Source organism: Mesorhizobium sp. M0293 (genome assembly GCF_040321735.1).
Taxonomy (GTDB): Bacteria; Pseudomonadota; Alphaproteobacteria; order Rhizobiales; family Rhizobiaceae; genus Mesorhizobium.
The window spans coordinates 158,086-184,635 of sequence record NZ_JAMYSA010000002.1; the positions used below are offsets into that span (position 1 = coordinate 158,086).

Sequence of the window (26,550 nt, forward strand, 5' to 3'; positions counted from 1 at the left end):
TACTTGGTGCGGCAGGTCAGCCGATCTCGATCATGACCTTGCCAGCTTCGATGCGCACTGGATAGATCTTGAGATTGACGCACACCGGCGCGCCTTTGGCGACACCTGTCTTGTAGTTGAAGCGGCCATTGTGCTTGGGGCATTCGATGATGTCGTCCATCACCAGCCCGTCGGCCAGATGCGCCTTCTCATGCGTGCAATAGCCGTCGGTGGCAAAGTACTCGTCATCCGGGCTGCGATAGATGGCGAAAGTGCGTCCGCCGTGGTCGAAACGGATGACGTCCTCTTCCTCGATATCGTCGACGGCGCACGCTTCAACCCAGTCGCCCATCTCTGTCTCCTGCAGCTCTATTCCGCCGCCGCCGGAACGGTCAGCGCGTGGAACTCCTCGCGGTACGGCCGCGCCGTCGGCGGCAATTCGCGCTTGAGGAAGTAGTCCTCGTACTGGAGCTGCTTGATCAGCACCGGCCAGACCTCGCGATAGGCATGCCACATCGATGGATTGGGCTCCGGCAGGTCATGCTTGATCAGTTCGTGCAGCTTCGGCAGCGCGTGATAGGGCACCATCGGGAACATGTGATGTTCGACATGGTAGTTCATGTTCCAATAGATGAAGCGGCTGATCGGGTTCATGTAGACGGTGCGCGTGTTCAGCCGGTGGTCGGTGACGTTGTCGGCCAGCCCGATATGCTGCAGCAGGCCGGTCAGTACCATGTGCCAGCTGCCGTAGAGGCGCGGCAAGCCGATCAGCACCAGCGGCAGGAACGACCACAAATAGAGCGCCAGCGCGATCGCCGCGACATAGATGGCGATATGCCAGCGCGCGGCGGTGACCACCTTGCGCAGCTCCATCTCGGGGATAAAACTCTTCTCGTCGGGCGAGATGCTGCCGAACGCATTGCGCACCAGTGTGGGCAGCGAATAGCGGAAATCGAGAATGCCGGTGAAGGCAAGCGCGGCGCGCAAGAGGTCCGGCGGACGCATCACAGCGATCTCGGCATCGCGGCCGACGATGATCGTGTCGGTGTGGTGGCGGGCATGGCTCCAGCGCCAGGTCACCGGATTGCGCATCAGCATGAAACTGGCGATCTGGTAGACGACATCGCTCATCCAGCGGGTGCGGAAGGCGGTACCGTGACCGCACTCGTGCCAGCGCGAGTCGCTGGAGGACCCGTAGAGCACGCCGTAGACGACCAGGAACGGCACCACCCACCACGTGCCCCAGAACCAGATCATACCGGCGGCGGAGCCCAGTATGGTTGATATCCAGATGATCGTGTCGCGGATCGCCGGCCCGTCCGAGCGCTGCATCAGCTCCTTCATCGCCTTGCGAGGAACGTCGGTGTGGTACCACTCCGCCGAGGCCAATCCGGTCTCGATAGCGATGCGTGTGCTTTCGCCGACCAGGCTGTAGTCGCGCTTTTTTCCCATCACATCGACCTCCGATATCCGACCCGCCAGCCGGAGCATTCGTTTCGCATCATGCCCTGCCTGCCAGTCTCGGAAAGTTGCGCGACGGCGCAGGATAATCCTGTTGCGGTTGCCTGGCGATCGAGACGATCCTCCGTTCGGCAGCAGCGATCGCGCTGGCTCCGTCGATCACCCGGAATACCGCATCATAAGAGCGGCCTTCGCCATGCTCCAGCCAGATCATCTCGCCGCGCTCGCGCGCCGCGAGATTGCCGAGCACATGATGCGTCGAGGGTTCGATGCCCAGCGCATATTGCCCGGCCTGGAAATTCTGCCATTGATAGGCGCAAGGCAGCTGCTCTTTGCGGGTCACGACCTCGAAGCCAAGTCCGAGACGGTCGTTGACAACAGCCACTGGCACCTCGCCATTGCCGTCCGCCGCCATGTCGTGCTGCCAAACCTGTTCGCTGAAACCCAGTCGCGGCGCGGGCACTGTGCGGTAGCCGACCTTCTGCGCCTCGTAGCGCTCGCCATCATGGCCGGCCCAGACGACGTCGCGGATCGGCGCCAGATAGCGTGCGCCCTCATCGAGCAAGGGGTGGCTGACATTGACATGGTAGAAATACATGTGCGGCGTACGGTTGAAGCCGTGATTGACGACGCGGTCCGACAGCCGGATCTCGTTGCCGCCGACATCGGCCTCGATGCGCCGCAACAAATGCAGGTCCTCGCCGAACACCGCCGATTGCTGGACGATGCCTTCGGCCCACAGCACGCAGCGGTCGCCGTCCCAGGCCTCGCCATAACCGGTCAGCCGCGCCGGAATGGTGCCGACGCGGCCGTGCAGCGAATGCACCACGGTCTTCCTGCCCGGATAATTGTAGCTATCGACCGGCACTTCCTCCCGGCCCAATATGTGATCGAGGCCGCAGGTGACCAGCAGCCCGGAAAACGAGCGCGCCCAGGCCAGCCCGCCTTCCCCCTCGTAATCGTGCAGGCCGGGGTTTCGAAAGCCGCTCGGCGAATGCCAGCCGATCGCCTGTCCCCTATAGTCGCAGTCGGCGATATCGAGCGCCCGGTCGACCAGCGCCGTGAAGCGCAGGCCCGAGCCGGTGCGGAACTCCAGCATGCGGATGCCGCGTTCCACCCCGTCACCAAGCGTCATCAGCCGCACGCCGGCAAATTGCGACAGCATGCCCGAACGTTCCGACACCTGCCGGCGCGAAAGCGTCTTGCCGTAAAGTTCTACCATGTGACGGCCAACTTCTTCACTTCGCTCTCGTCTCTTTCAGCAGGGCCGACATGTCGGCACCGGTGATGATGCTTTCCACGGTCAGAAGATCAGTATCGGCAACCGTCTGCTCGGCGACGATCTCGCCCCTGCGCATGACGATGATGCGGTCGGCGACCTGGAACACGTGATGGATGTTGTGGGTGATCAAAAGCACGGAATGGCCGGCGTCACGCACCTCCTTGACGAAGCGCAGCACGCCATGGGTTTCCTCGACACCGAGATTGTTGGTCGGTTCGTCGAGGATGATGACCTTGGCGGCGAACTGCATGGCGCGCGAAATCGCGATCGACTGGCGCTCGCCGCCCGACAGCGTTGAGACCAGCGCATCGGCATCGAGCTTTTTCGAGATGCCGACGCGCTTCAGCAGTGCCGAGGCGGCATCGCGTAATTTGGCGAGATCGAGCGGCGCGAACACGCCCAGCCATTTCAGCTTGACCGGCTCACGGCCGAGAAACAGATTGCGGGCGATGCTGAGGTCCGGCGCCAGCGACGTGTCCTGATGGATGGTCTCGATGCCGAGATCCATTGCATCGCGCGTCGAGCGGATCGAGACCTTCTCGCCACGCACAAAGATATCGCCACGGTCGACGGGAAACACGCCGGAGATCGTCTTGATAAGGGTCGATTTGCCGGCGCCATTGTCGCCGAGCAAGGCCACCACCTCGCCCTCGTTGAGGGCAAAGGACGCGTTCTTCAGCGCGCGCACGCTACCGAAGGATTTTTGCAGGTTCTGCAGCCGAAGCACTTCCATCATTAGCTCCTTGCGGCGTTCTTCTGCAGCAAAGCGTGCAGGATGAGCATCGCCAGGATGATGACGCCGACGAAGATGTTGTAGGCCAGGCCAGGCACACCGATCAGCACGATGCCGTTGCGGATGGCGCGCAGCATCAGCGCACCGACGATGGTGCCTAGGATGGTGCCGCGCCCGCCGGTCAGCGCCGTGCCGCCGACCACGACCATGGCGATCACTTCGAGCTCGTAGCCGGTGCCGGCCACCGGCGAGGCGGCCGAGATGCGGAAGGCGCTGATCATGCCGGCCAGTCCCGCCAGAACCGAGGTCAGGATGAACAGCCAGACCTTGACGGCGTCGGCCGGCACGCCGCGCGCTACTGCCGCATTGCGATTGCTGCCGATGGCGCTGATCCAGTTGCCGAGCTTGGCATAGCGCAGGATATAGATCGCCAACAGCGACAGGCCGATGAACCACCACAGCGAAGTGTAAAACCGGAAAGAACCGACATTGAAGCTGCCGGCCAGCAGCGTGACGAAGAAGCCCGGCTGATCCCAGGATTTCAGCGGAAAGCCCTGCGTGATATACAGCGCCGCCCCGCGCACGACGAGCAGCATCGACAGCGTGACCAGGAAGGACGAAATGCCGATCTTGGTGACGATCAGCCCGTTGATGGCGCCGATCGCGATGCACAGCAGAAGCCCGGCCAGAAGAGCGACACCGATATCCACGCCGCCGTTCTGCACCAGAAGCATCACTACCACGGGTGCCAGCCCGAACACCGCGCCGACCGACAGGTCGAACTCGCCCGCCGTCAACAGCAGCGTCATGCCGAGCGCGATGATGCCGAGTTCGGGCAGGAACGCCATCATGTTGGAGATGTTGAGCGGCGACAGGAAATTGGCGTCGGCGATGGCGAACACCGCAAGGAGGACAATGAGGATGACGAGCGAGGAGAATTGCGGCGAGCGCAAGAGGCTCGATCTGCGTTTCCCGACAGGCATTTCGTCTTCTGCTGCGATCGTCATGACTGCTTGAACCATGCTTTGAAGAGACGCCCGCGGCTTGCGCCGCGGACACCGGTTTTTCACTTCGTGTTGTAGAGTTTCAGGATCGGTTCGACGCTCGAGGCGTCGTAGAGGCTGAACGTGTGGATGTCGTAGCCGATCGGCTCGCCCGACGCGGCGAGCCCGAGCAGTGCCACGGGCATGAAGCCTTGCGCCGAAGGGAACTGCCAGGCGGCCGCATTGACGAAGCCGGACTTGACGGCTTCCGCGGTCTCCTTGGAATTGCCCCAGCCGACGACCGGGATCTTGCCGGCAGGAACACCGGCGCCGTCGAACACCCGCTTGACGCTGGCCGCCACGGAATCGCCGAGCGCGATGATCGCCGGCGGATTGTTGGCGACCATGTAGTCGGTCATCTTGGCGATGATTCCGGCCGGGTCGGTGCCGCAATCGACCACATCATATTTGATGCCGAGCGGATCGAAGACATTGGCGATGCCCTCGGTCTCCAGCTGCTGGTAGCTGGCGCCAGGCACCTCCACCGGCAGGAACACCTTGTCGCCCTGCTTCACCATCTTGTGGTCGACGAGATACTTGGCCCAAATGACGCCGGCCTCCTTGAGATCGGCGCCGACATAGGCCTGCCGTCCGGTCGCCGGATCGTCGGTGTTGAAGAACACGATCGGGATGCCGGCCGCCTTGGCCGCCTTCACCTCTTCCGTCCACAGACCCGGCTGCGCCGAGGTGGTGGCGATGCCGTCTGGTTTGGCTGCAAGGGCGGAGTTGAAGGCTTCCTTCTGCGCCGCCATGTCGCCGCCGCTGAAAGAGATCTTGCAGGTCACCTTGAGCTGGTCGCAGGCCTTGGTGGCGCCGGCATTCCAGTCAAGCCAGAACGCATCCGACGGACCGCCATGCGACAGAAGATAGAAGGTCTTCTGGCCATCCTGCGCCATCGCCGGCGAGCTCAGCGCGATACCGGCGAGCAGCGCTGCGGCAGCCGTCAGCTTCAATGCGAATTTCAACATTTTTCTTCCTCCCTTGCTTGCAGCCGCGCCGCCGCAAACCGACGGCGCGCGGTGACCGTCACAGACCGTTGGCGCGAAACTTCCCGTCGAGGAATTTCTTGGCGCGCGGCACGTCGTCTTCCGAGAGATGCTCGATGATGACAGGAATGTTCGGATGCTTTTCCGCCAGCCGCTGGAGATAGAGGTCGTAGTTCAGCGAACCGAGGCCAGGGGCCGGCAGTTCGATCTCACCGACGCCACGGAACGTGTGGCTTTCAAGCGCATCCTCGTCGCCAATATCGGCGTGCTTCTCGGACTTGTCGCCGCCCGAACGCTTGACGTCCTTGGCGTGGGCAATCTTGATCTTGTCGGTCAGCGTGTCGAACACCTGGTTCAGGATCTGGTCCATCCTGTCGATGTTGTGCGTCTCGAAATAATTGGTCGGGTCCATCAAGAGGCCGAGGCCGGGATGATCGACCTGCGCGAACATCTTGACCGTCTCCTCGACCGAACCGACAACGTTGTTGACATAGGTTTCGAGCAGGAAGACCGCGCCATGGTCATAGGCCGTCTGGGCAAGATCAGCGATCACCTTGCGGCATTCCTCGAAGCCTTCCTCGGTCTTGTTCTTGGGGTGATGCACCCAGTCGGACTCGGTGTTGTAGGTGCCGGTTTCCGAGATCACGTAAGGCGAGCCGAAATGGCGAGCGTTGCGGATGATCTCCTTGAGATAGCCAACGCGCTTGTCGCGCTCCGCCTTGTCCGGGTGGATGATGTTGGTATAGCCCGACACGCAGCAGACCGGCAGATTGTGGTCGCGGAAGACGTCGCGCACCGTCTTCGCCTTGTCCCTGGTGATCTGACCGGCCGACAGGTCGATATCCTTGAAGTGGAGGTCGAGCTGCACCGTGTTGAAACCGAGCCCGCGGATCTTCTTCGCCGTCTCTTCGAGGCCGTACGGGAAATAACCCGTGAAAATACCTGCCTGCATCATGATGTGAATTCCTCCCTGTAAGCGATTCAGTTGTCTGGTGTTTCAGTTGCGGTGATCAGGTAGCGATTTCTGAAAGCTTGACCGTGCGGCCTTCGTCGATCGAGCGGTAGCCCGCCTCGACCAGCGCCATGGTCTTGACATTGTCGGCCACCGACAGCGCCGGCGGCGTGCCGGTCTTCACCGCGTGCTGGAGCTGTTCCATCACGCCGATAAAGGCATGTGGGAACCACATCGTGCCCCAGCTTGGGCTGACCCACTCGCCGCCTGTGGTCTCGGTCGAGGCGTAGGTCAGCGTCGAGGCCGCTCCCGTCGGCCAGCCGATGGTGCCCTTGGCGACCCCCTTGGTGCCGTCGACGCGCCAGTTGATATGCTGGTCGTCCTTGTAGCCGTCCTGGCGCGGACCGGACCAGACATCCTCCAGCGACACGGCGAGAACGCCGGAAGGGAAGCGCAGCGTCGACACGGTAATGCCGTCCGAATGGTCGAATTTCGTGCGCGGATCCTTGCGCGTCAGCGTGGTGATTTCATCCGGGTCGCCGAACAGGAAGCGCAGCACGTCGAGATGGTGCACGCTCATATTGGCAAGCGTGAGCCGATCGTAATCCTCGAGGAAGCTCTGCCAGTGCGGGATGGCATGCATGTCGATCTGCGCGAAGACGATGTCGCCCAGCGCGCCACTGTCGATGATCTGCTTCAGCACGCGCATCGACTGGTCGTAGCGCATGTTCTGGTTGACCGAGAGGATCTTGCCGACTTTCGCCGCGTCGTCGCGCAGCTTGACCGCCTCCTCGACCGACAGCGCCAATGGCTTCTGCGCCAGGATCGCCTTGATGTGCTTCTGCTTCAGCGCGTGACGGATCAGCGCCGGCTGGAGGTCGGGCGGAAAGGCAAGATCGATGATCTCGACATTTTCGTCCTCGATCAGCTGTTCCGGTGTATCGTGCACGGTCGGGATGGCCCAGCGTGCCGCCACTTTTTCGGCACTGGCTTTGGTGCGCGAGGCGATTGCCACCACCGGGAATCCAGCTTCCTTGTAGGCAGCGAGATGGCACTCGGCCATGATCATGCCAGCACCGACGCAGCCGATCCTATATTCCTTCGTGCGGACCTTCACGTCCGGCTCGAAGCCCTTGTGTACCATCTGATCCTCCCGAAGCTCGTTTCTTGCGGCCGCCGTCATCGTGCCAGCGCTCCCCCGCTCTGTCCGAAATAATGCACGCGGGCCGGCTCGCAGGATATCGCCACCATGGCGTCGGGCCGGATGTCGGGCTGGCCGCGCAGCACTGCCTTTAGCCGCGCCTGCCCGGCAGCGAGCGTCACCACGGTATAGCCGCCAAGCGGCTCGACCTCGAACACCCGCGCCGGGCGGCCCGAGCCCCCATCCGCCCACGGTGTAACCTTGATATCTTCCGGCCTGAGCCCAATCTCGACGGCATCGGCGGGAGCCGCCTTGTCGGCAATGCGGATCGTGCCTTCGGCCGCCTCGACACCGCCCTCGCCGCGCGCCGATTTCAGGATGTTCATCATCGGCGAGCCGAGCAGCCGCGCCACATAAGTGCTGGCCGGACGGTCATAGATCTCGGCCGGCGCACCGATCTGCATGATCCTGCCATCCTCAAGGATGGCGATGCGGTCGGCGACCGACATGGCCTCTTCCTGGTCGTGCGTGACATAGATCAGCGTCTTGCCGAGCTCGCGCTGGATGCGCTTCAGCTCGACTCGCGTCTCTTCGCGTAGCCTGGCGTCGAGCGCCGAGATCGGATCGTCCATCAGATAGGCGTTGGGATCGCGCACCAGCGCACGCGCGATCGCCACGCGCTGACGCTCGCCGCCAGAAAGCTGTCCCGGCGGCTTGTGCAGGATATGGCCGATATGCAGCTTCGCCGCGACGTCGGCGACCCGCCTTTTGATCTCGACCTCGGCGATCCGGCGTTCGACAAGGGGGAAGCGGACATTGTCGAGCGCACTCATATGCGGGAACAGCGCCAGGTTCTGGAAAACCATTGCCACGTTTCGCTCGGCCGGCGACACCGTGTTGACCGGTCTGCCGCCGATCAGGATTTCTCCCGAGTCTGGCGTCTCCAGCCCTAGCACCAGACGCAGGATGGTCGACTTGCCCGACAGCGGCGGCCCGAAGAAGCAGAAGAACTCATTGTCGTTGACCGTGAATGAAGCGTCGTCGACGGCGAGCGTATTGCCGTAGCGCTTGGTCACATTGCGAAAGACGATATCGGCCATCTCAACCTGCCTTGATCGCAAGGCCGGTAGCGGCGTCGAAGACGCGCACCGACGACACGGTGGGTGCGACGATGGCGGTGTCGCCGATCGCCAGGCCGACATCATTGTCGAACACCGTTTTTACGGCAGCCTCGCTCTGCCCGAGGTGAACGATGGTGCGCGCGCCGATCCGTTCGACGAAGGTGACCTGCATGGCGAGACCCTGACCATTCTCCACCAGCGTCGCCTGTTCCGGCCGGAATCCGTAAAGCACTTCGCCGCGCGCGCCGCGCATAGCCACCGCGAGATCACTCGGTAGCGGCGGGGTGATGCCCAACGGCCCGAGATCGATGACCAGCCCGCGGTCGCTTTCCGCGGGTCTTCCCTTGAGCAGGTTCATGCCCGGCGCGCCGATGAAGCGGGCGACGAAGACATTGGCCGGATCGTTGTAGACCTCGAGCGGCGTGCCGACCTGCTGCAGCACGCCATGATCCATGACCGCGATGCGGTCGGCCATGGTCATCGCCTCGAGCTGATCGTGGGTGACGTAGACCATGGTCTGGCGGAACTGACGCTGCAGCTGCTTCAGTTCGGTGCGCATGACAGCCCGGAAAGCGGCGTCGACATTGGACAGCGGCTCGTCGAGCAGGAAGATCGCCGGCTCCATGATTGCGGATCGGCCGATCGCCACCCGCTGCAATATATTAACCGACAGCCGGTCGGCCTTGCGGTCGAGCAGCGGTGCCAGCTGCAGCATTTCGGCGATCGCACCAACACGGCGGTCGATCTCGGCTTTCGCTGTGCCGTGCATCTTCGGCCCGTAGGCGAGGTTCTGGCGCACCGTCATATGGGTGAAGATGGCATAGTTCTGGAATACGAAGCCGACGCCCCGCCGCCCCATCGGCACGCCGGCCATGTCGCGCTCGCCAAACAGGATCTTGCCGCCGGTCGGTTCCTCCATGCCAGCGATCATGTTCATCGTCGTTGATTTGCCGCAGCCCGACGGCCCGAGCAGCGCCATGAACTCGCCGTCTGATATTGCCAGGTCCATCGTCTTCAGCGCGGTGAAGTCGCCGAATTTCTTGACCAGGTTCTGCAGGTGGATCGCGCTCATGCCGTCACCTCGCGTGCCCGCGCCATGCGCTTCATGGCGAACACCGCGACGATCGAGAGCACGATCAATATGGCCAGCGCGATCGCCGCCACATAACCCCAGATCAGATCCTGCGTGGTGAGCTTGTAGATGTAGACGGATATGGTCTCGGTGGCGACGCCGGGACCGCCGCCGGTCATGATGTAGAGCGTATCGAAGATCTTGAAGTTCTCGATCACCCTGATCGCCAGCGCGATGATGATGATCGTCTTCATCTTCGGCAGCACGATGGTGACGAAGCGTTGCCACGGATTGGCGCCGAGCAGCGTCGCCGCCTTGATCTGGTCCTCCGGCACGCCGACCAGGCCGGCGAGCAGGATGAGGAACATCAGCGGCGTCCACTGCCAGATGTCGGCGACCATGACCGCGATCAGCGCCAAGGTCGGATCCGACAGCCAGGCGATGGTGACAGTCGAGCCGGTGAGCGCCGACAATATGTCGTTCACCGGACCACCCGACTGGAACAGCATGAAGAACATGTAGCCGGCCACCGCCGGCACCACCATCATCGGCATCAGCAGGACCGAGTAGAATATGCGCTTGCCCGGAAAATCGTCGGCAAACAGCGTCGCCAGCGCCAGCCCCAGCAGGAACTCCGCCGGCACGCAGACGATCATGACGATGGCCGTGCGCTTCAGCGCGCTCCAGAAGCGCGCATCGGCGGCAAGGTCGGTGTAGTTGGCAAAGCTGTTCCACAGCGACCAGGCGTTCCACCAGCCAAGGCCTGAGAGCGGCGACCAATCAGTCACGCTGATGTACAGTTGCATCAACAGCGGGAAGGCCGAGATGAACAGCACCAGGATTTGCGCCGGCAGCGTCAGCCGGAAACCCAGCCTTGCGCCGTCGTCGCGCGAAACCGGCCTTGCTCCGACGGCATTCATCTTGTCCCCTGAAATCATGGCAGTCACCGCGCTCATTGCTTGAGTGCCCCGAAAGTCAGCCCGCGCACCAGATGGCGCTGGATGGCGATGCCCATGATGACCGGCGGCACGGCAGCGATCAGGCCGAGCGCTGCCTTGGCGCCATAGAGCTGCCCGGTCATCGAGGACGACAGCGAAGCCATGTAGACCGGGATCGTCACCCATTCGCGCGTCGTCAGAAGCAGCGCGATCAGATAATCCGACCAGTTGAGGATGAAGACGAAGAGCGCTGCACTGGCCAGCGGCGCGCGCATCATCGGCAGCGTGATGCGGGTGAAGACGCGCAGCCGCGAACAGCCTTCGACAAGCGCCGCCTCTTCGATCTCGCGCGGCATGTCGTCGAAGAAAGTCTTCATCAGCCAGAAGGCGAAGGGCAAGGTGACGATGCCGTAGATCAGCGCCAGCCCCCACCAGCTGTCGGTGAAGTTGAGAAAGGCCCACATGATCATCACCGGGATCATGACCGCCATCGGCGGAAACAGCCTGAGCTGGATCAACGCCAGCGGCAGGTTCTGGCCGGAGCCGAAACGCGACAGTCCATAAGCCGCGGCAGTACCCGCCGACATGGCGATCACCGTGCCGAAAACCGCCGACAGCAGCGATGAGAGGATCGGCTTCAGTGCGGTACGGTCGAGCGCGACGATCAGATTGTTGGTCGACTCGCCGAAGACGAAACGGAAATTGCTGAGCGTCGGGTTCTTCGGCCACCATGTCAGGTCGGCACCGGTCGCTGACCATTCCGCGATCGGCTTGAACGCCATCGATACCATCCACAGGATTGGCACCAGCGTCACCGCCATGGCTGCGAAGATCGCGGCGTAGCGGAATATCTCGAAAGGAATCGAACGCTTCATCTGGCGGCTTTGCTGGTGGCGTTGTGGGCGGAGGGGAGAAGCAAGCTCCTCCCCTCCTTCGGTGTGATCCAGGGAGAAGGATCAGACGATTGGATCGAGAACTGTCGGCCAGGCCTCCTTGTTGGTCTTGATGGCTTCGAGCAATTTGTCCTCGCCGGTGCGCCGGGCGATCTTCTTCCACTCGGCCTCGGTATCGGCCATCGCCTGCTCTGATGTCTTTGCCTTGGTCAGCGCCGCCATGAGGTTCTCGTCGAGCGCATTGTGGAAGGCGGTTGCGCCGGGATAGTTGATGGTCGGCACGGTGCGTGCCACCGTCTCGCGCACCACGTCCATGTGGTAGGCGTGATAGGTCTGGCGCACCAGCGGATCGGAGAAATCCGACAGCCGGAACGGGTCCAGATAACCACCGGGGTTGGCGCTCATCCAGGCGTAGATGCGGGCGGAACCCAGCCATTGCAGCAGGAGATAGGCGACCTCCTGGTTTTTCGACTGCGACGAGACCATGCCGGTCAACGAGAACCACAGCACGGAACGGCTGATCAGCTTGCCGTCGATCTCGCGGCCGGGCGGCAGCATCGAGCCGATCTTGCCCGTGACAGCCGAGTCCTTGTTGCCGGCATTGTCGAGGAATTTCGGCAGGTTGGAGAAGGCGCAGGTCATCGCCGCGCCGCCCTTGGCGAAATTGCCGTACTGCTCCGGCCAGCCCCAGGAGATCGCATCCGGCGAATGATGCGCGAGCGACGCGACATATTCGTTGGTGGCGGCAATGCCTTGCTCGGAATTGATCATCGGCTTGCCGTCGTCGCCAAACAGGAACTGGTTGGGCGAGGCCATCGAGACATAGCGCTGATACCAGTTGGTGTAGCCCCAGCCCTGGTTGCGCAGGTCGGTCGAGCCGAACAGTCCCTTGTCCGGGCGTTGGAAGAACGCAGCGATGTCGCCGTGCTGTTTCCAGGTCTTCGGCGGCGCCAGATCGTAGCCGTATTTGTCCTTGAAGGCCTTCTTCTCGGCTTCGTCGCCGAACAGATCGCTGCGGTAAACCCAGGTCTGGAAGTCGCCGTCCAGCGACACGCCATAGTTCGAGCCGCGATATTTGTTGAGCAGCGACACGCCCTTGGCGCCGTTGACATAGCCGGTCACCGGATCGTCCCATTCGGGCTTGTGCTGCGCGACGAAGTCGTCGAGCTTGGCGATGCCGCCGGTTTCGGCGAGATCGCCGAGACGGTTCCACTCGGTCGAGTAGATGTCGTAGGCCCCACCCTTGGTGGAGATGTCCTGCATCGTCTTGGTGAATTCCTGGCCGTTCGGCAGACCGACGATTTCGATCGGGATGCCGGTCTCCTTTTCCCACAGGTCCTTGATCGACGGCGCGCCGGCCGGGAACGGCTGTGTGAGCTGGCCGATCGAGCCATCCGACAGGCCGAGCACGATCTTGGCCGGCGCTTTGCCGGCGTCCTTCAGCGCCTTGGCCGCCTCGATGGCGCGGCCTTCCGGCGTGTCGGCGCCATACTGATAGCGCTCGGCACCATCGAAGCCCGTCGGGCCGCCGATCATGCCTGGCGCCAGCGCGTCGGCCGCATAGGCTCGGCCGGGACGAATGAATTGCGGCGCAATGCCAGTGGCGGCCATGATCACGGCCGCCTTTCCTCCGGACGTCAGCAAGCGACGCCGCGAGATGCGGATCAAGTCAGACATTGAAACTCCTCCCTCAGGGTCACGTTTCCTCCACGACCCTATGAGGGATATTGACGGCAGCACGGGAAGCCTGTCAACATCATAAATAATCAAAAGACCTCACAACATTGCAAGTAGGGCGAGGAAATGCGCGAAACCGGGATCCATACGTCACTCCTGATGCCTCGATTTGAGGGAAAACGCCTCTTCCCGCCCCCGCATAGCCCGGCCGGATCATTTGATTTAGCCCGGCGGCTTGCGCATCGGCCAAGGGCGGATACATCATTTCCCATCAGAATCGCGGATGGCGGGAAAGCCGTCGCCCGCCGATCTGACGCAGGCAGGAGATGAAAAACGGTGCGGTCCACCCTGACTGACATAGCCCGGGAAGCCGGTGTCTCGGCCGCCACGGTCGACCGAGTGCTCAACAATCGCCCCGGCGTGCGTGCGCGCACGCGTGAAATCGTGCTCGAAATGGCGCAGCGGCTTGGCTACATCGCCGAAAGCCCGAACGGGGCGCCGCCGCGGTTATTGCCCGGTGATGTCATCCGGCTCGATTTCGCGCTGCCCGCCGGCACCAATTCCTTCATCAAGATGCTGCATCGCCAGATCGAGGCGCAGGCGCAGTCACGGCCCGACCTCGATGTGCACATCGCCACCATCGAAGGGTTCAACCCGGACGGCCTCGCCCGCCTGCTGCAGGACTTACGCGGACAGACGCAAGGCGTTGGCGTCATTGCGCTCGACCACCCGACAGTGCGCGAGGCGATCCGCTCGCTGTCGGCCAACGACATCAAGGTGGTCACCATCGCCTCCGACATCCTGCATGTGCCGAGGGTCGCCTATATCGGCATCGACAATCGTGCCGCCGGGCGGCTGGCCGGCTATCTGCTCAACCGCTTCATGGGATCAGGGCGTCCTGGCAAGGTGGCGCTGTTCGCCGGCTCGCTTTCCTATCGCGGCCACGAAGAGCGCGAGATGGGGTTCCGCCATATCCTGGCGGAGGAATCGCCCAATCTGCAGATCGTCGAGATGCGCGAAATGCTCGACGACCGCGAAAAGGCCTATTCGGAAGCGTCCGCCCTGCTGGAGCGGCACCCCGACCTTGCCGCGATCTACAATGTCGGCGCCGGCAACACCGGCATCGCCCGCGCGCTCAAGGAACGCGGCCGCGCCCAGTCCATGGTCTTCCTCGGCCATGAGGTGACGGACGGCACGAAAGACCTTCTGCTCGACGGTACGCTCGACGCGGTCATCGACCAGAACCCGCGCGTCGAAGCCCGCGAAGCGCTCAACACTCTGACCCATGCGGTCCGGGGATTGCCCTATGAACTGCATCAGCCGAGGCTGCAGGTGATCTTCAAGGAAAACATCCCGGAGATCTGACGGACCGACCGAGCGGCGCGGCGCGCCAAAAGGCGCCCGCCCCGCTCGGTCTTTCCGATCTACTGGACGGCAGCGACTTCCGCGCCAGCGGCATCGACAAAGCTCTTGTCCACCCATTTGCCGTAGTCGATCGAACCCTTCAGGAGCCCGGCGCTCGCCATGAACTTCTCCTCGCCCTGCAAGGCGGCGATCGCATCGTCGGTGAGTTTCGGGTCCTGGTGGAACACGCCGTCGGCATAGGTCTTGCGCACGGATTTTTCCGACGACTTGGTCGCCTCGACAAAGGTCTTGATTGTCTCGTCGGGGTGCGCGTCGGCCCAGCGCGAAATCTCGATATCGACCTTGAGCAGCCGCTTGACCAGATCGGGGTACTTTGCCGCGAAGGCGCCGTTGACCGAGATGACGTTCGGCACGCTCCATTCCGGATGCGTGCCGGTGTCGAAGAGCACGCGCGCCTCGCCGGTATCGACCAGCTTTGCCGCCGTCGAATCCGTCTCGACGATGGCGTCGATATCGCCGCGCAGCAACGCCGGACCGGACGCCTCGAAAGGCAGGTTCAGCCCTTCGACATCATTCGTGCTCAGGCCGATGCTGTTCAGCGCCTTGCTGAAATTCGAATGCCGCACCGTGCCGGTGAGATAGGCGACCTTCTTGCCCTTGAGATCCTGCAGCGTCTTCAGCGGCGAGTCGGCTTTGACGATGATGTAAGAGCCGCCTGCCTTCACGTAGCTCGACACACCGATCAGCTTGACATCGGCACCGGACGCCGCGACGCGCAGCGCCGGATTGTTGCCGGTGTAGGTGAACTCGATCGCGCCGGTGGCCAGCGCCGTCGTCGCCTCCGAGCCGCCATTGAAGGTCACCAGTTCGACCTTGATGCCGTCCTTGGCGAATTCCTTCTCCCACCAGCCGTCCTTCTGGGCGAGAATGAATTTGAGGTGCCCGGGCGCCGTGCTGCCGATGCGGATGACATCTGGCTTGTCCTGCGCAAAGGCAGGCATGCCGCCAAGGCCGATGACGACAGCAATGGCGCCCTTCAGGAGCAGCCGGCGAAAACCGTCGAACGAGATGCTGGACATGGAAAAATCCTTCCTGATTGGGATGAATGAGAGGCTTAAATGAGCGAAGTCTCGGACTGGCTCTTCCAGGCGGTCGCCCAACGCTCGAACCAGACGAGCAGGTAGTTGACGGTCAGCCCGATGACGGTGAGGGTCAGGATGCCGGCGTACATGTCGGCCGTTTCCATCATCAGCTGCGAGTTCTGGATGAGGAAACCGAGGCCGGATTTGGCCGCCAGCATCTCGGCGCCGATCACCGCGAACAGCGAGGATTTCACCGCCAGCCGAGCGCCGGCGACGATCGAAGGAATGCTGGCCGGCAGGATGACCTTCCGGAACAGATCGAAATCGGACGTGCCCATCGAGCGCGCCGCCTTGATCAGCAGCGGATCGACCGACTTCACGCCGCTGATCGTATTGACGAGAAGAAAAAAGACCGAGGAGTAGAAGGTGATCGCCACCTTTGATTCTTCGCCTATGCCGAGCAAAAGAATGAGGCAGCAGCGCGAATTGCGAGGTGTTGCGCAGCGTCTGCACCAGGAGATCGCTGACCTTCTCGAACAGCGAATAGCGCCCCATCAACAGGCCGAGCGGAATGGCGACCACCACACCGAGCGCGAAGCCGATGGCCGCGCGCTGCAGGCTGATGCCGATGTGCTCTACCAGCACGCCCGAGGCGAGCAGGGCCCACCAGGCGACCAGCACCTCGCTCAGCGGCGGAAAGAAGATGCGGTTCAGCCAGCCAAGCCGTGGCGCGATCTCCCACAGCAGGAAAAACAGCCCGAGCAGCGGCAGGCCGTAGACAAAGGTGCCGTGGCTCGCTGTCTTGCGCCGGGCTTTGGCGCTGTGAGCCTTGATCGCGGGGACTCTGGCGGCGGCTACCGTTTCGCCAGCTCCGGCAAACAGATCAAGGGCTCCAGCAGTGCCAAACTTTTCGGTCAGATAAGCCATGGGTCCAGCTCCTCAGTGACTGAAGGCTGGCGACAGGGTCCAGTCCTTCTGCGCCTTGTTGACCTCGTCGCGCAGCACATCCCAGACGCGGGCGCGATAGGTGTTGAATTCAGCGCTGGCTCGGATGTCGCCGTCGCGCGGCCGGGGCAGGTCGATGTCGATGATCTCTTTCACTGTGCCCGGCCGCGCGGTCATCACCACGACGCGGTCGGCAAGGAAGATTGCCTCGTCGATCGAGTGGGTGACGAAGATCACCGTCGTCTTGATCTTGCCCCAGATCCGCAACAGTTCGCCTTGCAGCAGCTCGCGCGTCTGCTGGTCGAGCGCCGCGAACGGTTCGTCCATCAGCAGCACTTCCGGATTGCTGGCCAGCGCACGCGCAATCGCGACGCGCTGCTGCATGCCGCCGGAAAGCTGGTTGGGGAAACGGTCTTCGAAGCCGGCAAGCCCGAACAGCGCCAACAGATGGCGCGCGGTGGCGGTGCGCTCGGCCTTGGCGACGCCGCGCACTTCCAGTGCATATTCGATGTTGGCGAGCGCCGTGCGCCAGGGAAACAATGCATATTGCTGGAAGACATAGCCGGTCTTGGGATCGGGCCTTGTAATGCGCCTGCCGTCGAGCTGGACGTCGCCACCGGTCGCCTGCGTCAGCCCGCCGATAATGTCGAGCAGCACGGACTTGCCCGAGCCGCTGGGTCCGACCAGCGTGATGAACTCGCCCTTGCGGATGGAAAGATCGACGCCATCGAGCACGGTGACGCGGTCCGTCGCCTCGCCGTCGACGGTGACGAACTGCCCCGGCTTGAGCTGGAAAGTCTTGCTGATATCGCTGACGATGATGCGATTCATGTCTGTCTCCGATCGGTTCACTGCGCCACGCGGATGCGGTGCGTCGGGTCAAACTCCGAGCCGCCGGCCTTGCCGCGCTTCCAGCCGAGGGCGCGGGCATAGGAGCCGAACAGCTGGCGTGCGTCGGCCTCTAACTCGGTGATGCCGGTCGGCCCTTCGGCGAATTCGGCCACATAAAGCGCGTCGGTCGGGCAATAGATCTCGCAGAGGAAGCAGGTCTGGCAGTCGTCCTGGCGGGCGATCACCGGCACGCCGTTGTCGGTCGCGTCGAAGACGTTGGCGGGGCAGACCTTGACGCAGATGTCGCATTCGACGCAGCGCGTGGCCGAGACGATCTCGATCATGACGCCAGCTCCGCCAGCCGCGCGGGCGCGCCTGCAATGCGGAACTCATCGACCCCCGTGATCACCAGCCGGTGCGCCAAGGCCGGGCTCTTGCCCGGCAGATCGGTACGGCGATGCATGCCACGGCTCTCCGTGCGATGCAGGGCGGCGGCCACCGACCAGCGCCCGGCGGCGGCGATCGATGCCGCCTCGCGGGTGCGGACTCGATCCACCCCCTCGCCCTGCAGATGGTCGCGCACGTCGCGCCAGACACCTTCCAGCCGCTCGCTGCTTTTCTCCAGGCCCTCGCCAGAGCGGAAGAAATTCTTGTCGAGCGGCGTGACTTCGCTACGCACCGCCTCGATGATTTCGCCGGACGATATGTCGGCGTGCGCCGTTGCCGCCGGGCGCAACCCAGCCTGGCCGAGCGACCGCGCAGCACTGCGAAACGCCTTGCCGTTTCGACGTTTGGCATGGGTAGAGGCGCCCTTACCGGCCCACCAGCCGCTGGCCAGCGCCCACGACGAATTGACGGCGCCGCCGCCCGAAACAGCCCCGGTCATGATCTCTCGGCTGGCGGCATCGCCGGCAACGTAGAGGCCGGGCACGCCGGTGGCGCAGTCGTCGGAGATGATATCGATGCCGCCCGTGCCGCGCACCGTGCCTTCGGCGCGCAAGGTGATGCGGAACAGTTCGCTGAACGGATCGATGCCGGCGCGGTCATAGGGCACGAAGCAATTCGGCTGGCCCTGGCGCAACCAGCCTTGCAGCGCCGGTTCGGCCTGATCGAGCCGCGCATAGACAGGGCCGTCGATCAGCGCACGGGCCACCTCTTCCTCACGGTCGCCTATGCCATTGCGCAACGGCTCGCCGGTCGGCCCGAGGATGGGCGAACCGTCCTCGCGATGAAACGAGGCCCAGCGGAACGGCAGCCCCTTGTTCAGCGACGAACCATAGGGCGCCAGCGTGTACTTGCCGGTGAACTCCATGCCCGACAGGCTGGCGCCGGCTTCCGCAGCCATCAGATAGCCGTCGCCGGTCAAGCCGGACGCGCCGAGGATACGCTCTCGGAAGGCGCAGCCGCCGGTCGCCAGCACCACGGCGTTGGCGTCGACGCGCCAGTCGTGACCGGCCTGCCTGGCGACACCGGCGGCGCCGACGATGGCATCGCCATCGGACAGAAGTTCGAGCGCGGGATGGTGGTCGAGCACAGTGACGCCGGCCAGGAGCACCCGGCGGCGCATGAAGCGCATGTAGTCCGGGCCGCGCAGATTGGCGATGTAGAGGCGTCCGTCATCCTCGCTCGGAAACGGATAGCCCCATTCGGACAGCCTGAGCAGATTGCGGTAGGCGGTGTCGACGCAGCGCAACATCCAGCGCGGGTCGGCGAGTTCGCCGGTGCGCTGCCAGCGCCGCTCGACGACGGCGTGCCTGTTGTCACCCGGCGGCACGCACCAGGTGCCGGTGTTGGACGGCGCGGTGGCGCCGCTGGTGCCGAGATAGCCCTTGTCGGCCAGCACCACCTTGGCGCCGCTTTCGGCCGCGCCGACAGCCGCCCAGGCAGCCGACGGACCGCCGCCCAACACCAGGACGTCGGCCTGGAGCAGCAAGCTGTCGGAAGCGGATTTTTGCGGCTTGGGCATGGATGCTCGGTGACTGAGTTCGCTACAGGGCGATATTGCTAAGCGGCGCGAGCGGCGCTTGCGAACCACACCGGCTCGTTGCCAGCGCTCCATTTGATGTTGCAGCCGATCGATGGCACTTGGCTTGACGCGGGCTTGCCGCCCTCCAGCACCGTATCCACCGCCGCGCGCAGATCAGCACCGGTGACCGGTTTGCCATTGCCCGGCCGCGCATCGTCGAACTGGCCGTGATAGGCGAGCCGCCGGTCGGCATCGAACAGGAAGAAGTCGGGCGTGCAAGCCGCGCCATAGGCCTTGGCCGTCTGCTGGGAAGCGTCCTTGAGGTAGGGGAAGGAATAGCCGAATTTTTCAGCCTCCTCGCCGATGCGGGCAAGCGTCTCCTCGGGATGCGCCTCATGGTCGTTGGCGTTGATCGCCACCACCTGCAACCCCTTGTTCGCATAGTCCCTGGCAAAGGCGGCAAGCTGCTCGCGGATCAGCACGACGAACGGGCAGCGGTTGGAGATGAAGGCGACAAGCAAGGCCGGCTTGGCATCGAAATCGGTGAGCCGGTGCAGCACGCCTTGCGCGTCAGGCAATAGGAAATCGGCGGCCCTGGTGCCAAGCTCGATCGGGTTGGATTCTGTCTTCGGCATCGACACGCTCCCTTTTATGCAGCCGGTTTCACAAAGCCAACACGCGAGCGTTTGAGCGCTCGCAGTTAGTCTATGAATTTAGTATAATTATAGGCTGGAGAGCGCATTCGCGGTCAACCGCGCGGCTTAGAATATCGTGCCAATGTTTCGGGCCGAGCCGGCACGTTTGTTCGAGCAAGAGCCGATCTGAAGAAATCCGCACGGACAAGGTTTTATCGTAGGCTGCAGGGCCGCCCGCGAGAGGATGCCATCGCAGGCGAGCCTTCTGCGACCATCGGGGCATCATTATCCCTTGGGATAGAGTGCCTTCGCCAGGTTGCGGATCGCATCTGATGTGCGCGGGCCAAACCCGATCATGTAGGCGCCGTCGAGCACGACCAGCGCCTTGTTGGCCGCCGCCGGCGTTGCCGCCAGCGCACGGTTGCCGAACACCTGCTCGGGCGTGGGACCGCCCTTGCCGTCGCTCATCATCAGGTTCACATCCGGCGCCATCTCGATCAGCTTTTCCTCCGATGCCGGCTTGTAGCCCTGCACGACGTCCATCGGGTTGAGGCCACCGGCATAGCGGATGATGGCGTCAGCCGAGGTGCCGGCGCCGGCGGCACTCAACTTCACGAGACCATGGAAGAACACCACCTTCTTGCGCCGCTCCGGCGGGATCTTCGCCGCCAGATCGGCGGCAGCCTGAAAGGCGGTGAGCACCTCGGCGGAAACCACCTTGCCCTTGTCCTCAAGCCCAAGACTGGCGGCAACCAGCGTGATCTTGCGCTCAACGCCTTGCGGGGTGTTGTCCTGCGGGACAAAGACGACCGGGATCGCCAACGACTTCAACACCTCGACCGCCTCCGGCGGCCCGCTGTCCTCGGCCGTCAGGATCAGATCGGGACGCAAGCTCGCCAGCCCCTCGACCGAAAGCTGTCGGCGATAGCCGACATTGGGCTTCCCGGTCACGGATGGCGGGTACTTGCTGCCACGATCGACACCGACGATCCGCTCGCCTGCGCCGAGCGCATGGACAATCTCGGTGACATCGGAGCCGAGCGTCACGATCCGGGTCCCCGCGCCCGGCACGACAGTTCGCCCCAGCGCATCGACAACGGTCTCGGCGGCCAGCGCCTTGAAGCCGCAGGAAGGCGCTGGCACCGACAGCGCCAGAAGCAGCACCGCCGCGAGCCTGCCCGGTTGCAACCACCCGATCCTCCTGCCCTCGCCCGCCCTGCCGATCATGCCGCTGCTCCCGTGCCAGATGCTTCTCGATAATGGTCGGCTATAAATTTAAAGTTGACTCATGTCATCATGTTTTAATATGTGACCCATGCCTTGACTGCCTGGTCGAGGGATTTCAATCACGCCAGCCAAGGCCGTTCAGCCACCGCCAGCAGTTTTGCTTTTGCTTGGGGGCTGCATGACAACGACAACAAATACGACCTTGATGGCGAGTACCACGCTCGCCTTCGTTCTCGGCCTCTGCGCCGTGCCTCTTGCCAGCGCGCAGGAGCAGGACCAGGAGAAGAAGGTCGCCGCCAAGACTGGCCGCCTTGCGCCGGCTAGTGTCGCGCAGAACCAGCCAGCGACGATGCTCGACGTGATCACAATCTCGGCGACGATGATCAAGACGGCGGTCATCGAATCGATGGCTGCCATCAGCGCCATCGATCAGGACGAGCTCGACCGCATCCAGCCCGACACCGCCGCCGATATCTTCCGCACCACGCCCGGGGTCGCCGCCTCGATGAACGGCGACGACCCGGCCACTGCCATCAACATTCGCGGCCTGGAACAGTATGGCCGCGTCGTCGTCACGCTCGACGGCGCCCGCCAGGATTACTGGCGAGTCGGCCATGGTTCGGGCTCGTTCTATGTCGAGCCGGACCTGATCAAGGAAGCCACGGTCATTCGCGGCCCGGTCTCCAACGCCTATGGCTCGGGCGGCATCGGCGGCGTCGTCTCCTTCGAGACCAAGGACGCCGGCGACTTCCTCAAGAAGGACGAGCGCTGGGCGCTGAGCGAAAAGCTCGGCTACGAGGACAATGGTGACGGCTTCACCACCAGCACCACCGGCGCTTACCGCTTCAGCGACGACGCCGACATCATCGGCAATCTCATATACCGTGACCGCGACAGCTACACCGACGGCAATGGCGACGCCGTGCCATGGACCGGCGAGCGGGTGACCAGCGGTTATCTGAAGACGACACTGCGGCCGGCCGATGGCCACGAGCTGAAGCTCGGCGCCATCCTGCAGCGCTACAACGACCAGATCACCGGATCGAGCGGCTCGACCTCGCCGACGCTGAGCCGCTACGACACCAACACCACCAACCAGACCTACACAGCTGCCTACACCTGGAAGCCTGAGGACAACAACCTGATCGACTTCAGTGCCAATGCCTACCACAACCGCACCCGCGCCGAGCAGACGCAGGTCTGGCCCACCTCGGCGATCGGCAACTTCCGCTTCTACGACGTCGCCACGACAGGCTTCAATGTGAGGAACTCCTCGCGCTTCGGCGCCTGGGGGCTTGCCCACACACTGACCTACGGGCTCGATTATTACTATCTCGAAGCATCGTCGGAAGCGGCGCATTTCGGCGCTGGCGAGCAGCAGGGCTATGGCGGCTTCCTGCAATGGCAGGGCGACTATCAGAACTGGCTGCAGGTGATCGCGGCCATGCGCTATGACGGCTACCAACTCGATGGCGAAACGCGCATCCCGTCGCCGCAGGAAGCCTCGATCTCCGGCGACCGCTGGTCCCCGCGTCTCACCGTCGGCGTCACTCCGTTCGACGGTTTCCAGCTCTACGGCACCTATTCCGAAGGTTACCGGGCGCCGGGTCTGCAGGATGTCTTCCGCGGCGGCGGCGCCCATGGCGGCGGTGATACATACCGGCCCAATCTTCTGCTGCAGCCCGAGACGGCGAAGAACTGGGAGGCCGGCATCAACGTGAAATATGACGATTTGCTGGCGGCGGGCGACCGGCTGCGCGCCAAGCTCAACGTCTTCCACACCGCCGTCGAAGACTACATCGACGTTGACCTCACCGTCCTGCCGCGCACGGCGATCAACATCGGCGACGCCCGCCTCAAGGGCGTCGAGGCCGAGATGGTCTATGACTACAACTGGGGCTTTGTGAACCTTGCCGGTGCGCTGATCGACGCCAAGGTCGTCAGCGGCGTCTATTCCGGCCAGGCGCTGAACAACACGCCGCTTGACCGCTTCTCGGCCACCATCGGCTTCCGCATGCTGGAGGACCAGCTCACCGTCGGCGCGCAATATCTCAGCGTCGGCAAGATCACCCGCACCAGCCGCACCAATCCTAACGCCGTGCCGATCGTCGACGACGGCTTCGATCTGGTCAACGTCTTCGCCAACTGGCGCGTCAACGACAACGCACGGCTCGATTTCGGCGTCGATAATCTCTTCAACACCGCCTATACCGACCCGCAAAGCGCATGGTCGACCACGGCCGCAACCGAACAAGGCAAGGGCCGCACCTTCAAGGTAGCTCTCACTGGCAGGATCGGAGGCTGAGAATGAGCGAAGCATCTGCAAGCGAACTGACCTGCGAGGCCCGCCTCGACCTGCGGCACCTGCCCGCCTACATGGACCGCATCAGCGACAGGCTGCAGAGCTTCGAGGCCGATGCTTCACAACACGGCCAGCGCATCGATTTCCGCTTCGCCTTCGGCGACGCCTCTATCGACGTGGAACGGCTGGTGATGCGGGCCAATGCCGCCGACCGCGACGGGTTGGCCCGCATCAAGGACCTGCTGGCCACCGCGATCCAGGTCTATGCCAGGGACGAAAATCCCGAGATCGTCTGGACCGGCGATCTCGCCAATGAGACCAGCCTCGCCCAGTTCCGCGAAGTGGTGGTGACGGACGTACGCGACCTGACCCCACATATGCGCCGCATCCGTCTGGCCGGCGAGAATCTCGGCCGCTTCGCCAAATTCGGCGGCATGCATATCCGTATGCTGTTTCCGACCAGGGAGGTGCCCGCTCCGCTGTGGCCGGTGCTCGGCGGCAATGGCTTGCCGGTCTGGCCCGCCGATGACCGGCGGCCGGTGGCGCGCGTCTACACCATCCGCGCGCTCGACGTGGCCAAGGGCGTGATCGATGTCGACTTCCTAATCCATCCCGGCGAGAGCGTTGGCTCGAGCTGGGCCATGCAGGCGGTATCAGGCATGAAAATCGGCATCATGGGGCCAGTCGGCCGTCCGGTGCGGCAAGCAGAATGGTATGTGATGGGTGCCGATGAAACCGGGCTGCCGGCGCTGGCGCGACTGCTGGAAACGCTGCCAGCCGAAACAAAGGGCGTCGCCTTTGTCGAAATCGCTAATGATGGCGAAAGGCAGGAGATCGCCAACGCCACGGGCATCGAGTTGCATTGGCTGACACGGGACGGCGTGCCGGCGGGTGAAGACAGACTGCTGACCGAGGCCGTGCGCTCCGCGGCGTGGCCGCAGGGCGGCTCGGCCTTCGGCTGGTTCGCGGCGGAAGCGACCGCCGCCAAGATCGTTCGCGAGCACTGGCGCGGCACACTGGGACTCGGCCGCGATGAGACGCTGGCCGCTGCCTACTGGCGGCGTGGCGCCGCGGGATTGATGGCGGGGTGAACGCTGACGATCGCCGGGCCATCCGTCCCGATAGCGATGGTAATCCTGTCGCCTGAGGTTATGCCGGCAATGTCGCACACCACCAGCGGCATGCGAATATTGTAGAGGAATTCGGCGACGATGGCGCCGACCGCCAGGATCGGGTCCGGGCGTTCCAGGAGAATGCCGGCCGGTGCCGTTCCCAGACGGATCGCTTCGGCTAGCACCGAAGACGAAGACGACGACCCGCGCCCGCTCGGCATGACCAGGATCTTGCCGGCGACATTCTGGCCTAGGCCCGGATGCGAATGGTCCATTATGTCGCCGGTTACGGCATCGATGCCGCCCCAGAAGCTGAGCGGCTGCGAAAACACCAGCGCCTGACCCTCGGCCGCGCCCGCCAATTGGAAGGTACCGGTTCGTTCCACCGGTCGCGTCATGAGGCGCCCCGCACGACATGCCCAACCGCTGCGGAGCGGATGCAATCCTTCATCTCGGCGAAGGCCACGGACACGCCGATATTGCCGGGCGCATAATGTGCCCATTTGCCGGAATTGGTCATCACCACGCCGTCGAGACGTTCGAGGATCGCAGTGACATAGGTGCAGGTATCGGCGACCGGGATCAGGCCGAACGCCTCCATGCCATCAAGCGCTCCCTCCTCCTGCAATCGCGTCAGCGTCGCGCGGCCGGAGTTGACATAGATCGGGATGCGCCTGCCTGGCGCGATCTCTCGCAGCAGCGGCAACAGCCGCATCCATTCCTCATGCGAAAAATGCGGCGTGCCGAGCGATACTGCCGCCAGCGGCGCACCATCGGGCACTCCAGACAACTTGGCCAGCGCATGGTCGATATCGGTACGGGTGATGCGGATCGTCTCCTCTGGCACATGACCGTGGAAGGCCTCGTCGAGCGTGCTGGCTTCCGGCGTGACGCCGACCGCATGGAACAGCGCCACCGCTCCGGTCGTTGCCGCCGCCGCACCCAGCGCCTTCAGCTGATCCTCGTCGCGCGGCTGCGGCAGGCCTGCAATCACCGGAATGCGGTCGCCACTCGCTTGCCCGATCACCAGCCCGATGCCGACGAACAGACTGTCGCTCGGCTCCAGGTCAGCAATTGCCAGCTCGAACAGGATTCGGCCGCGCCGGTTCTCGCTCAAATGCAGCCCCCAGGCCGGCGCGCGCCCGCTCATGGCACAGCACAGATCGATGAAATCGCCATAGCGGTTGGTGCGCGCGCCGATCACCGAATTGGCAAAGACGATGGCGTTGGATTCGCCCCAGGCGATCTGCTGGCCGAAGGCTGGCCGGAACCGCGTTTGATAGGGCGCGCAAGTAAATGTCGCCTGGCAACCGAGCTCCAGATGCGCCTTCATCAACCGTCGCGCAGGCACCTCTTCCGCCGCTGGCATCTTCACCATGCCGGGATGGATGAGGTCGAACGAACCGACGTTCAATGTCGTCGGCACCTGGACGCAGCCGCCGCCCTCAACCAGCCGTTCCACGAAATCGAGACCGGCCTTGCCGTGGTAGAGACAGCCATCGATATGGGCGCCGGCAATGTCGAGCAAACTGCCTGCCCCGATCGCATTGGAAAAAGCGACCAGGATTTTCATGGCAGCGGCTGCGGACGGGCCTTGCTCGCCGTCGAGCATGGATCGGTCGTGCGCACTCAGTTCAAGTGTCATCGGTACTCCAGCCGCTTACTCGATCGCATAGCGGGACAGCACCCCCCTCTGCCCTGCCGGGCATCTCCCCCGCAAGGGGCAGGGGAATCGCACATGAGTACAAACGGACTCTTGTGTGGTGTGCGGAAATCGATTCTGAGAGGACCTCTGAATGATCGGAGG

Annotated in this window: 24 protein-coding genes and 1 pseudogene; 3 read left to right on the plus strand and 22 right to left on the minus strand. The window is 63.5% G+C overall.

The window, feature by feature from the left end:
- Positions 1-16 precede the first annotated feature (16 nt).
- From NKJ06_RS01760 to NKJ06_RS01820, 13 genes are all read right to left on the minus strand, one after another.
- Positions 17-331 (minus strand): MocE family 2Fe-2S type ferredoxin, encoded by a 315-nt coding sequence (locus NKJ06_RS01760; protein WP_352634063.1) that lies wholly within the window; start codon positions 329-331, stop codon positions 17-19.
- A 17-nt stretch (positions 332-348) separates the two neighbouring features.
- Positions 349-1,431, minus strand: a complete 1,083-nt coding sequence (locus NKJ06_RS01765; protein ID WP_352634065.1) for a fatty acid desaturase family protein — start codon at positions 1,429-1,431, stop codon at positions 349-351.
- Positions 1,432-1,480: 49 nt separating this feature from the next.
- Entirely contained in the window at positions 1,481-2,662 is a 1,182-nt protein-coding gene (locus tag NKJ06_RS01770; protein WP_352634066.1) for an aldose 1-epimerase family protein, read from the minus strand.
- A 16-nt stretch (positions 2,663-2,678) separates the two neighbouring features.
- The gene (locus tag NKJ06_RS01775) at positions 2,679-3,455 is read right to left on the minus strand and encodes an ATP-binding cassette domain-containing protein (protein ID WP_352634107.1); all 777 of its coding nucleotides are present in this window, start codon (positions 3,453-3,455) and stop codon (positions 2,679-2,681) included.
- Positions 3,456-3,457: 2 nt separating this feature from the next.
- The gene (locus NKJ06_RS01780; protein ID WP_352634068.1) at positions 3,458-4,462 is read right to left on the minus strand and encodes an ABC transporter permease; all 1,005 of its coding nucleotides are present in this window, start codon (positions 4,460-4,462) and stop codon (positions 3,458-3,460) included.
- A 59-nt stretch (positions 4,463-4,521) separates the two neighbouring features.
- Positions 4,522-5,466 carry a sugar ABC transporter substrate-binding protein gene (locus tag NKJ06_RS01785; RefSeq protein WP_352634070.1) on the minus strand — a complete coding sequence of 315 codons (945 nt, stop codon included), beginning with the start codon at positions 5,464-5,466 and terminating at the stop codon, positions 4,522-4,524.
- Positions 5,467-5,524: 58 nt separating this feature from the next.
- Positions 5,525-6,439: a sugar phosphate isomerase/epimerase family protein gene (locus NKJ06_RS01790; protein WP_352634072.1), complete on the minus strand. Its 915-nt coding sequence runs from the start codon at positions 6,437-6,439 to the stop codon at positions 5,525-5,527.
- Positions 6,440-6,494: 55 nt separating this feature from the next.
- Positions 6,495-7,580 carry a Gfo/Idh/MocA family protein gene (locus NKJ06_RS01795; RefSeq protein ID WP_352634073.1) on the minus strand — a complete coding sequence of 362 codons (1,086 nt, stop codon included), beginning with the start codon at positions 7,578-7,580 and terminating at the stop codon, positions 6,495-6,497.
- Between the two features lie 35 nt (positions 7,581-7,615).
- Positions 7,616-8,677, minus strand: coding sequence for an ABC transporter ATP-binding protein (locus NKJ06_RS01800; protein ID WP_352808715.1), 1,062 nt, complete (start codon positions 8,675-8,677; stop codon positions 7,616-7,618).
- 1 nt (position 8,678) lies between these two features.
- Positions 8,679-9,770 carry an ABC transporter ATP-binding protein gene (locus NKJ06_RS01805; protein WP_352634076.1) on the minus strand — a complete coding sequence of 364 codons (1,092 nt, stop codon included), beginning with the start codon at positions 9,768-9,770 and terminating at the stop codon, positions 8,679-8,681.
- Positions 9,767-10,726, minus strand: a complete 960-nt coding sequence (locus tag NKJ06_RS01810; protein WP_352634078.1) for a carbohydrate ABC transporter permease — start codon at positions 10,724-10,726, stop codon at positions 9,767-9,769. Before NKJ06_RS01810 ends, NKJ06_RS01805 begins: the two co-directional genes overlap by 4 nt.
- Positions 10,723-11,583, minus strand: coding sequence for a carbohydrate ABC transporter permease (locus NKJ06_RS01815; RefSeq protein WP_352634079.1), 861 nt, complete (start codon positions 11,581-11,583; stop codon positions 10,723-10,725). Before NKJ06_RS01815 ends, NKJ06_RS01810 begins: the two co-directional genes overlap by 4 nt.
- 81 nt (positions 11,584-11,664) lie before the next feature.
- Positions 11,665-13,278, minus strand: coding sequence for an extracellular solute-binding protein (locus tag NKJ06_RS01820; protein WP_352808719.1), 1,614 nt, complete (start codon positions 13,276-13,278; stop codon positions 11,665-11,667).
- 336 nt (positions 13,279-13,614) lie between these two features.
- Here NKJ06_RS01820 and NKJ06_RS01825 point away from each other — a divergent pair, with 336 nt between their 5' ends.
- Positions 13,615-14,643 (plus strand): LacI family DNA-binding transcriptional regulator, encoded by a 1,029-nt coding sequence (locus NKJ06_RS01825; protein WP_352808722.1) that lies wholly within the window; start codon positions 13,615-13,617, stop codon positions 14,641-14,643.
- 59 nt (positions 14,644-14,702) lie between these two features.
- Here NKJ06_RS01825 and NKJ06_RS01830 read toward each other — a convergent pair whose 3' ends face one another.
- From NKJ06_RS01830 to NKJ06_RS01860, 7 genes and pseudogenes are all read right to left on the minus strand, one after another.
- Positions 14,703-15,722, minus strand: a complete 1,020-nt coding sequence (locus tag NKJ06_RS01830; RefSeq protein WP_352808725.1) for an aliphatic sulfonate ABC transporter substrate-binding protein — start codon at positions 15,720-15,722, stop codon at positions 14,703-14,705.
- Positions 15,723-15,757: 35 nt separating this feature from the next.
- Positions 15,758-16,652, minus strand: a pseudogene (locus NKJ06_RS01835) (ABC transporter permease).
- Positions 16,653-16,664: 12 nt separating this feature from the next.
- The gene (locus tag NKJ06_RS01840; protein ID WP_352634088.1) at positions 16,665-17,501 is read right to left on the minus strand and encodes an ABC transporter ATP-binding protein; all 837 of its coding nucleotides are present in this window, start codon (positions 17,499-17,501) and stop codon (positions 16,665-16,667) included.
- 17 nt (positions 17,502-17,518) lie between these two features.
- A complete protein-coding gene (locus NKJ06_RS01845) occupies positions 17,519-17,845 on the minus strand; it encodes a 4Fe-4S dicluster domain-containing protein (RefSeq protein ID WP_352808728.1) in 327 nt (108 codons plus the stop codon).
- Positions 17,842-19,467: an FAD-binding protein gene (locus NKJ06_RS01850; RefSeq protein ID WP_352808730.1), complete on the minus strand. Its 1,626-nt coding sequence runs from the start codon at positions 19,465-19,467 to the stop codon at positions 17,842-17,844. Before NKJ06_RS01850 ends, NKJ06_RS01845 begins: the two co-directional genes overlap by 4 nt.
- A 38-nt stretch (positions 19,468-19,505) precedes the next feature.
- Complete coding sequence (locus NKJ06_RS01855) at positions 19,506-20,102, minus strand: thioredoxin family protein (RefSeq protein ID WP_352634093.1); 597 nt, start codon at positions 20,100-20,102, stop codon at positions 19,506-19,508.
- A gap of 285 nt (positions 20,103-20,387) precedes the next feature.
- Positions 20,388-21,329, minus strand: a complete 942-nt coding sequence (locus tag NKJ06_RS01860) for a heme/hemin ABC transporter substrate-binding protein (protein ID WP_352634094.1) — start codon at positions 21,327-21,329, stop codon at positions 20,388-20,390.
- Between the two features lie 178 nt (positions 21,330-21,507).
- Here NKJ06_RS01860 and NKJ06_RS01865 point away from each other — a divergent pair, with 178 nt between their 5' ends.
- Together NKJ06_RS01865 and NKJ06_RS01870 are read left to right on the plus strand one after the other, a co-directional pair.
- On the plus strand, positions 21,508-23,634 hold the full coding sequence (locus tag NKJ06_RS01865) for a TonB-dependent hemoglobin/transferrin/lactoferrin family receptor (RefSeq protein ID WP_352634095.1): 2,127 nt from the start codon (positions 21,508-21,510) through the stop codon (positions 23,632-23,634).
- Positions 23,635-23,636: 2 nt separating this feature from the next.
- The gene (locus NKJ06_RS01870) at positions 23,637-24,722 is read left to right on the plus strand and encodes an SIP domain-containing protein (protein WP_352634097.1); all 1,086 of its coding nucleotides are present in this window, start codon (positions 23,637-23,639) and stop codon (positions 24,720-24,722) included.
- Here the strand turns inward: NKJ06_RS01870 and NKJ06_RS01875 are convergent.
- On the minus strand, positions 24,683-25,141 hold the full coding sequence (locus NKJ06_RS01875; RefSeq protein WP_352634099.1) for an aconitase X swivel domain-containing protein: 459 nt from the start codon (positions 25,139-25,141) through the stop codon (positions 24,683-24,685). The two genes, NKJ06_RS01870 and NKJ06_RS01875, sit on opposite strands and share 40 nt — an antisense overlap.
- Positions 25,138-26,388: an aconitase X gene (locus tag NKJ06_RS01880; RefSeq protein ID WP_352634101.1), complete on the minus strand. Its 1,251-nt coding sequence runs from the start codon at positions 26,386-26,388 to the stop codon at positions 25,138-25,140. The genes NKJ06_RS01875 and NKJ06_RS01880 overlap by 4 nt, the downstream gene beginning before the upstream one ends.
- Positions 26,389-26,550: the final 162 nt, after the last annotated feature.

Bases quoted from the DNA above. Each gene is read 5' to 3' on its own strand.
- NKJ06_RS01760 (WP_352634063.1), bottom strand. From the start codon at position 331: ATGGGCGACTGGGTTGAAGCGTGCGCCGTCGACGATATCGAGGAAGAG.
- NKJ06_RS01785 (WP_352634070.1), bottom strand. From the start codon at position 5,466: ATGTTGAAATTCGCATTGAAGCTGACGGCTGCCGCAGCGCTGCTCGCC.
- NKJ06_RS01790 (WP_352634072.1), bottom strand. From the start codon at position 6,439: ATGATGCAGGCAGGTATTTTCACGGGTTATTTCCCGTACGGCCTCGAA.
- NKJ06_RS01770 (WP_352634066.1), bottom strand. From the start codon at position 2,662: ATGGTAGAACTTTACGGCAAGACGCTTTCGCGCCGGCAGGTGTCGGAA.
- NKJ06_RS01865 (WP_352634095.1), top strand. From the start codon at position 21,508: ATGACAACGACAACAAATACGACCTTGATGGCGAGTACCACGCTCGCC.
- NKJ06_RS01795 (WP_352634073.1), bottom strand. From the start codon at position 7,580: ATGGTACACAAGGGCTTCGAGCCGGACGTGAAGGTCCGCACGAAGGAA.
- NKJ06_RS01870 (WP_352634097.1), top strand. From the start codon at position 23,637: ATGAGCGAAGCATCTGCAAGCGAACTGACCTGCGAGGCCCGCCTCGAC.
- NKJ06_RS01820 (WP_352808719.1), bottom strand. From the start codon at position 13,278: ATGTCTGACTTGATCCGCATCTCGCGGCGTCGCTTGCTGACGTCCGGA.
- NKJ06_RS01780 (WP_352634068.1), bottom strand. From the start codon at position 4,462: ATGACGATCGCAGCAGAAGACGAAATGCCTGTCGGGAAACGCAGATCG.
- NKJ06_RS01775 (WP_352634107.1), bottom strand. From the start codon at position 3,455: ATGGAAGTGCTTCGGCTGCAGAACCTGCAAAAATCCTTCGGTAGCGTG.
- NKJ06_RS01850 (WP_352808730.1), bottom strand. From the start codon at position 19,467: ATGCCCAAGCCGCAAAAATCCGCTTCCGACAGCTTGCTGCTCCAGGCC.
- NKJ06_RS01765 (WP_352634065.1), bottom strand. From the start codon at position 1,431: ATGGGAAAAAAGCGCGACTACAGCCTGGTCGGCGAAAGCACACGCATC.
- NKJ06_RS01840 (WP_352634088.1), bottom strand. From the start codon at position 17,501: ATGAATCGCATCATCGTCAGCGATATCAGCAAGACTTTCCAGCTCAAG.
- NKJ06_RS01800 (WP_352808715.1), bottom strand. From the start codon at position 8,677: ATGGCCGATATCGTCTTTCGCAATGTGACCAAGCGCTACGGCAATACG.
- NKJ06_RS01830 (WP_352808725.1), bottom strand. From the start codon at position 15,722: ATGTCCAGCATCTCGTTCGACGGTTTTCGCCGGCTGCTCCTGAAGGGC.
- NKJ06_RS01860 (WP_352634094.1), bottom strand. From the start codon at position 21,329: ATGATCGGCAGGGCGGGCGAGGGCAGGAGGATCGGGTGGTTGCAACCG.
- NKJ06_RS01875 (WP_352634099.1), bottom strand. From the start codon at position 25,141: ATGACGCGACCGGTGGAACGAACCGGTACCTTCCAATTGGCGGGCGCG.
- NKJ06_RS01815 (WP_352634079.1), bottom strand. From the start codon at position 11,583: ATGAAGCGTTCGATTCCTTTCGAGATATTCCGCTACGCCGCGATCTTC.
- NKJ06_RS01845 (WP_352808728.1), bottom strand. From the start codon at position 17,845: ATGATCGAGATCGTCTCGGCCACGCGCTGCGTCGAATGCGACATCTGC.
- NKJ06_RS01805 (WP_352634076.1), bottom strand. From the start codon at position 9,770: ATGAGCGCGATCCACCTGCAGAACCTGGTCAAGAAATTCGGCGACTTC.
- NKJ06_RS01855 (WP_352634093.1), bottom strand. From the start codon at position 20,102: ATGCCGAAGACAGAATCCAACCCGATCGAGCTTGGCACCAGGGCCGCC.
- NKJ06_RS01810 (WP_352634078.1), bottom strand. From the start codon at position 10,726: ATGAGCGCGGTGACTGCCATGATTTCAGGGGACAAGATGAATGCCGTC.
- NKJ06_RS01880 (WP_352634101.1), bottom strand. From the start codon at position 26,388: ATGACACTTGAACTGAGTGCGCACGACCGATCCATGCTCGACGGCGAG.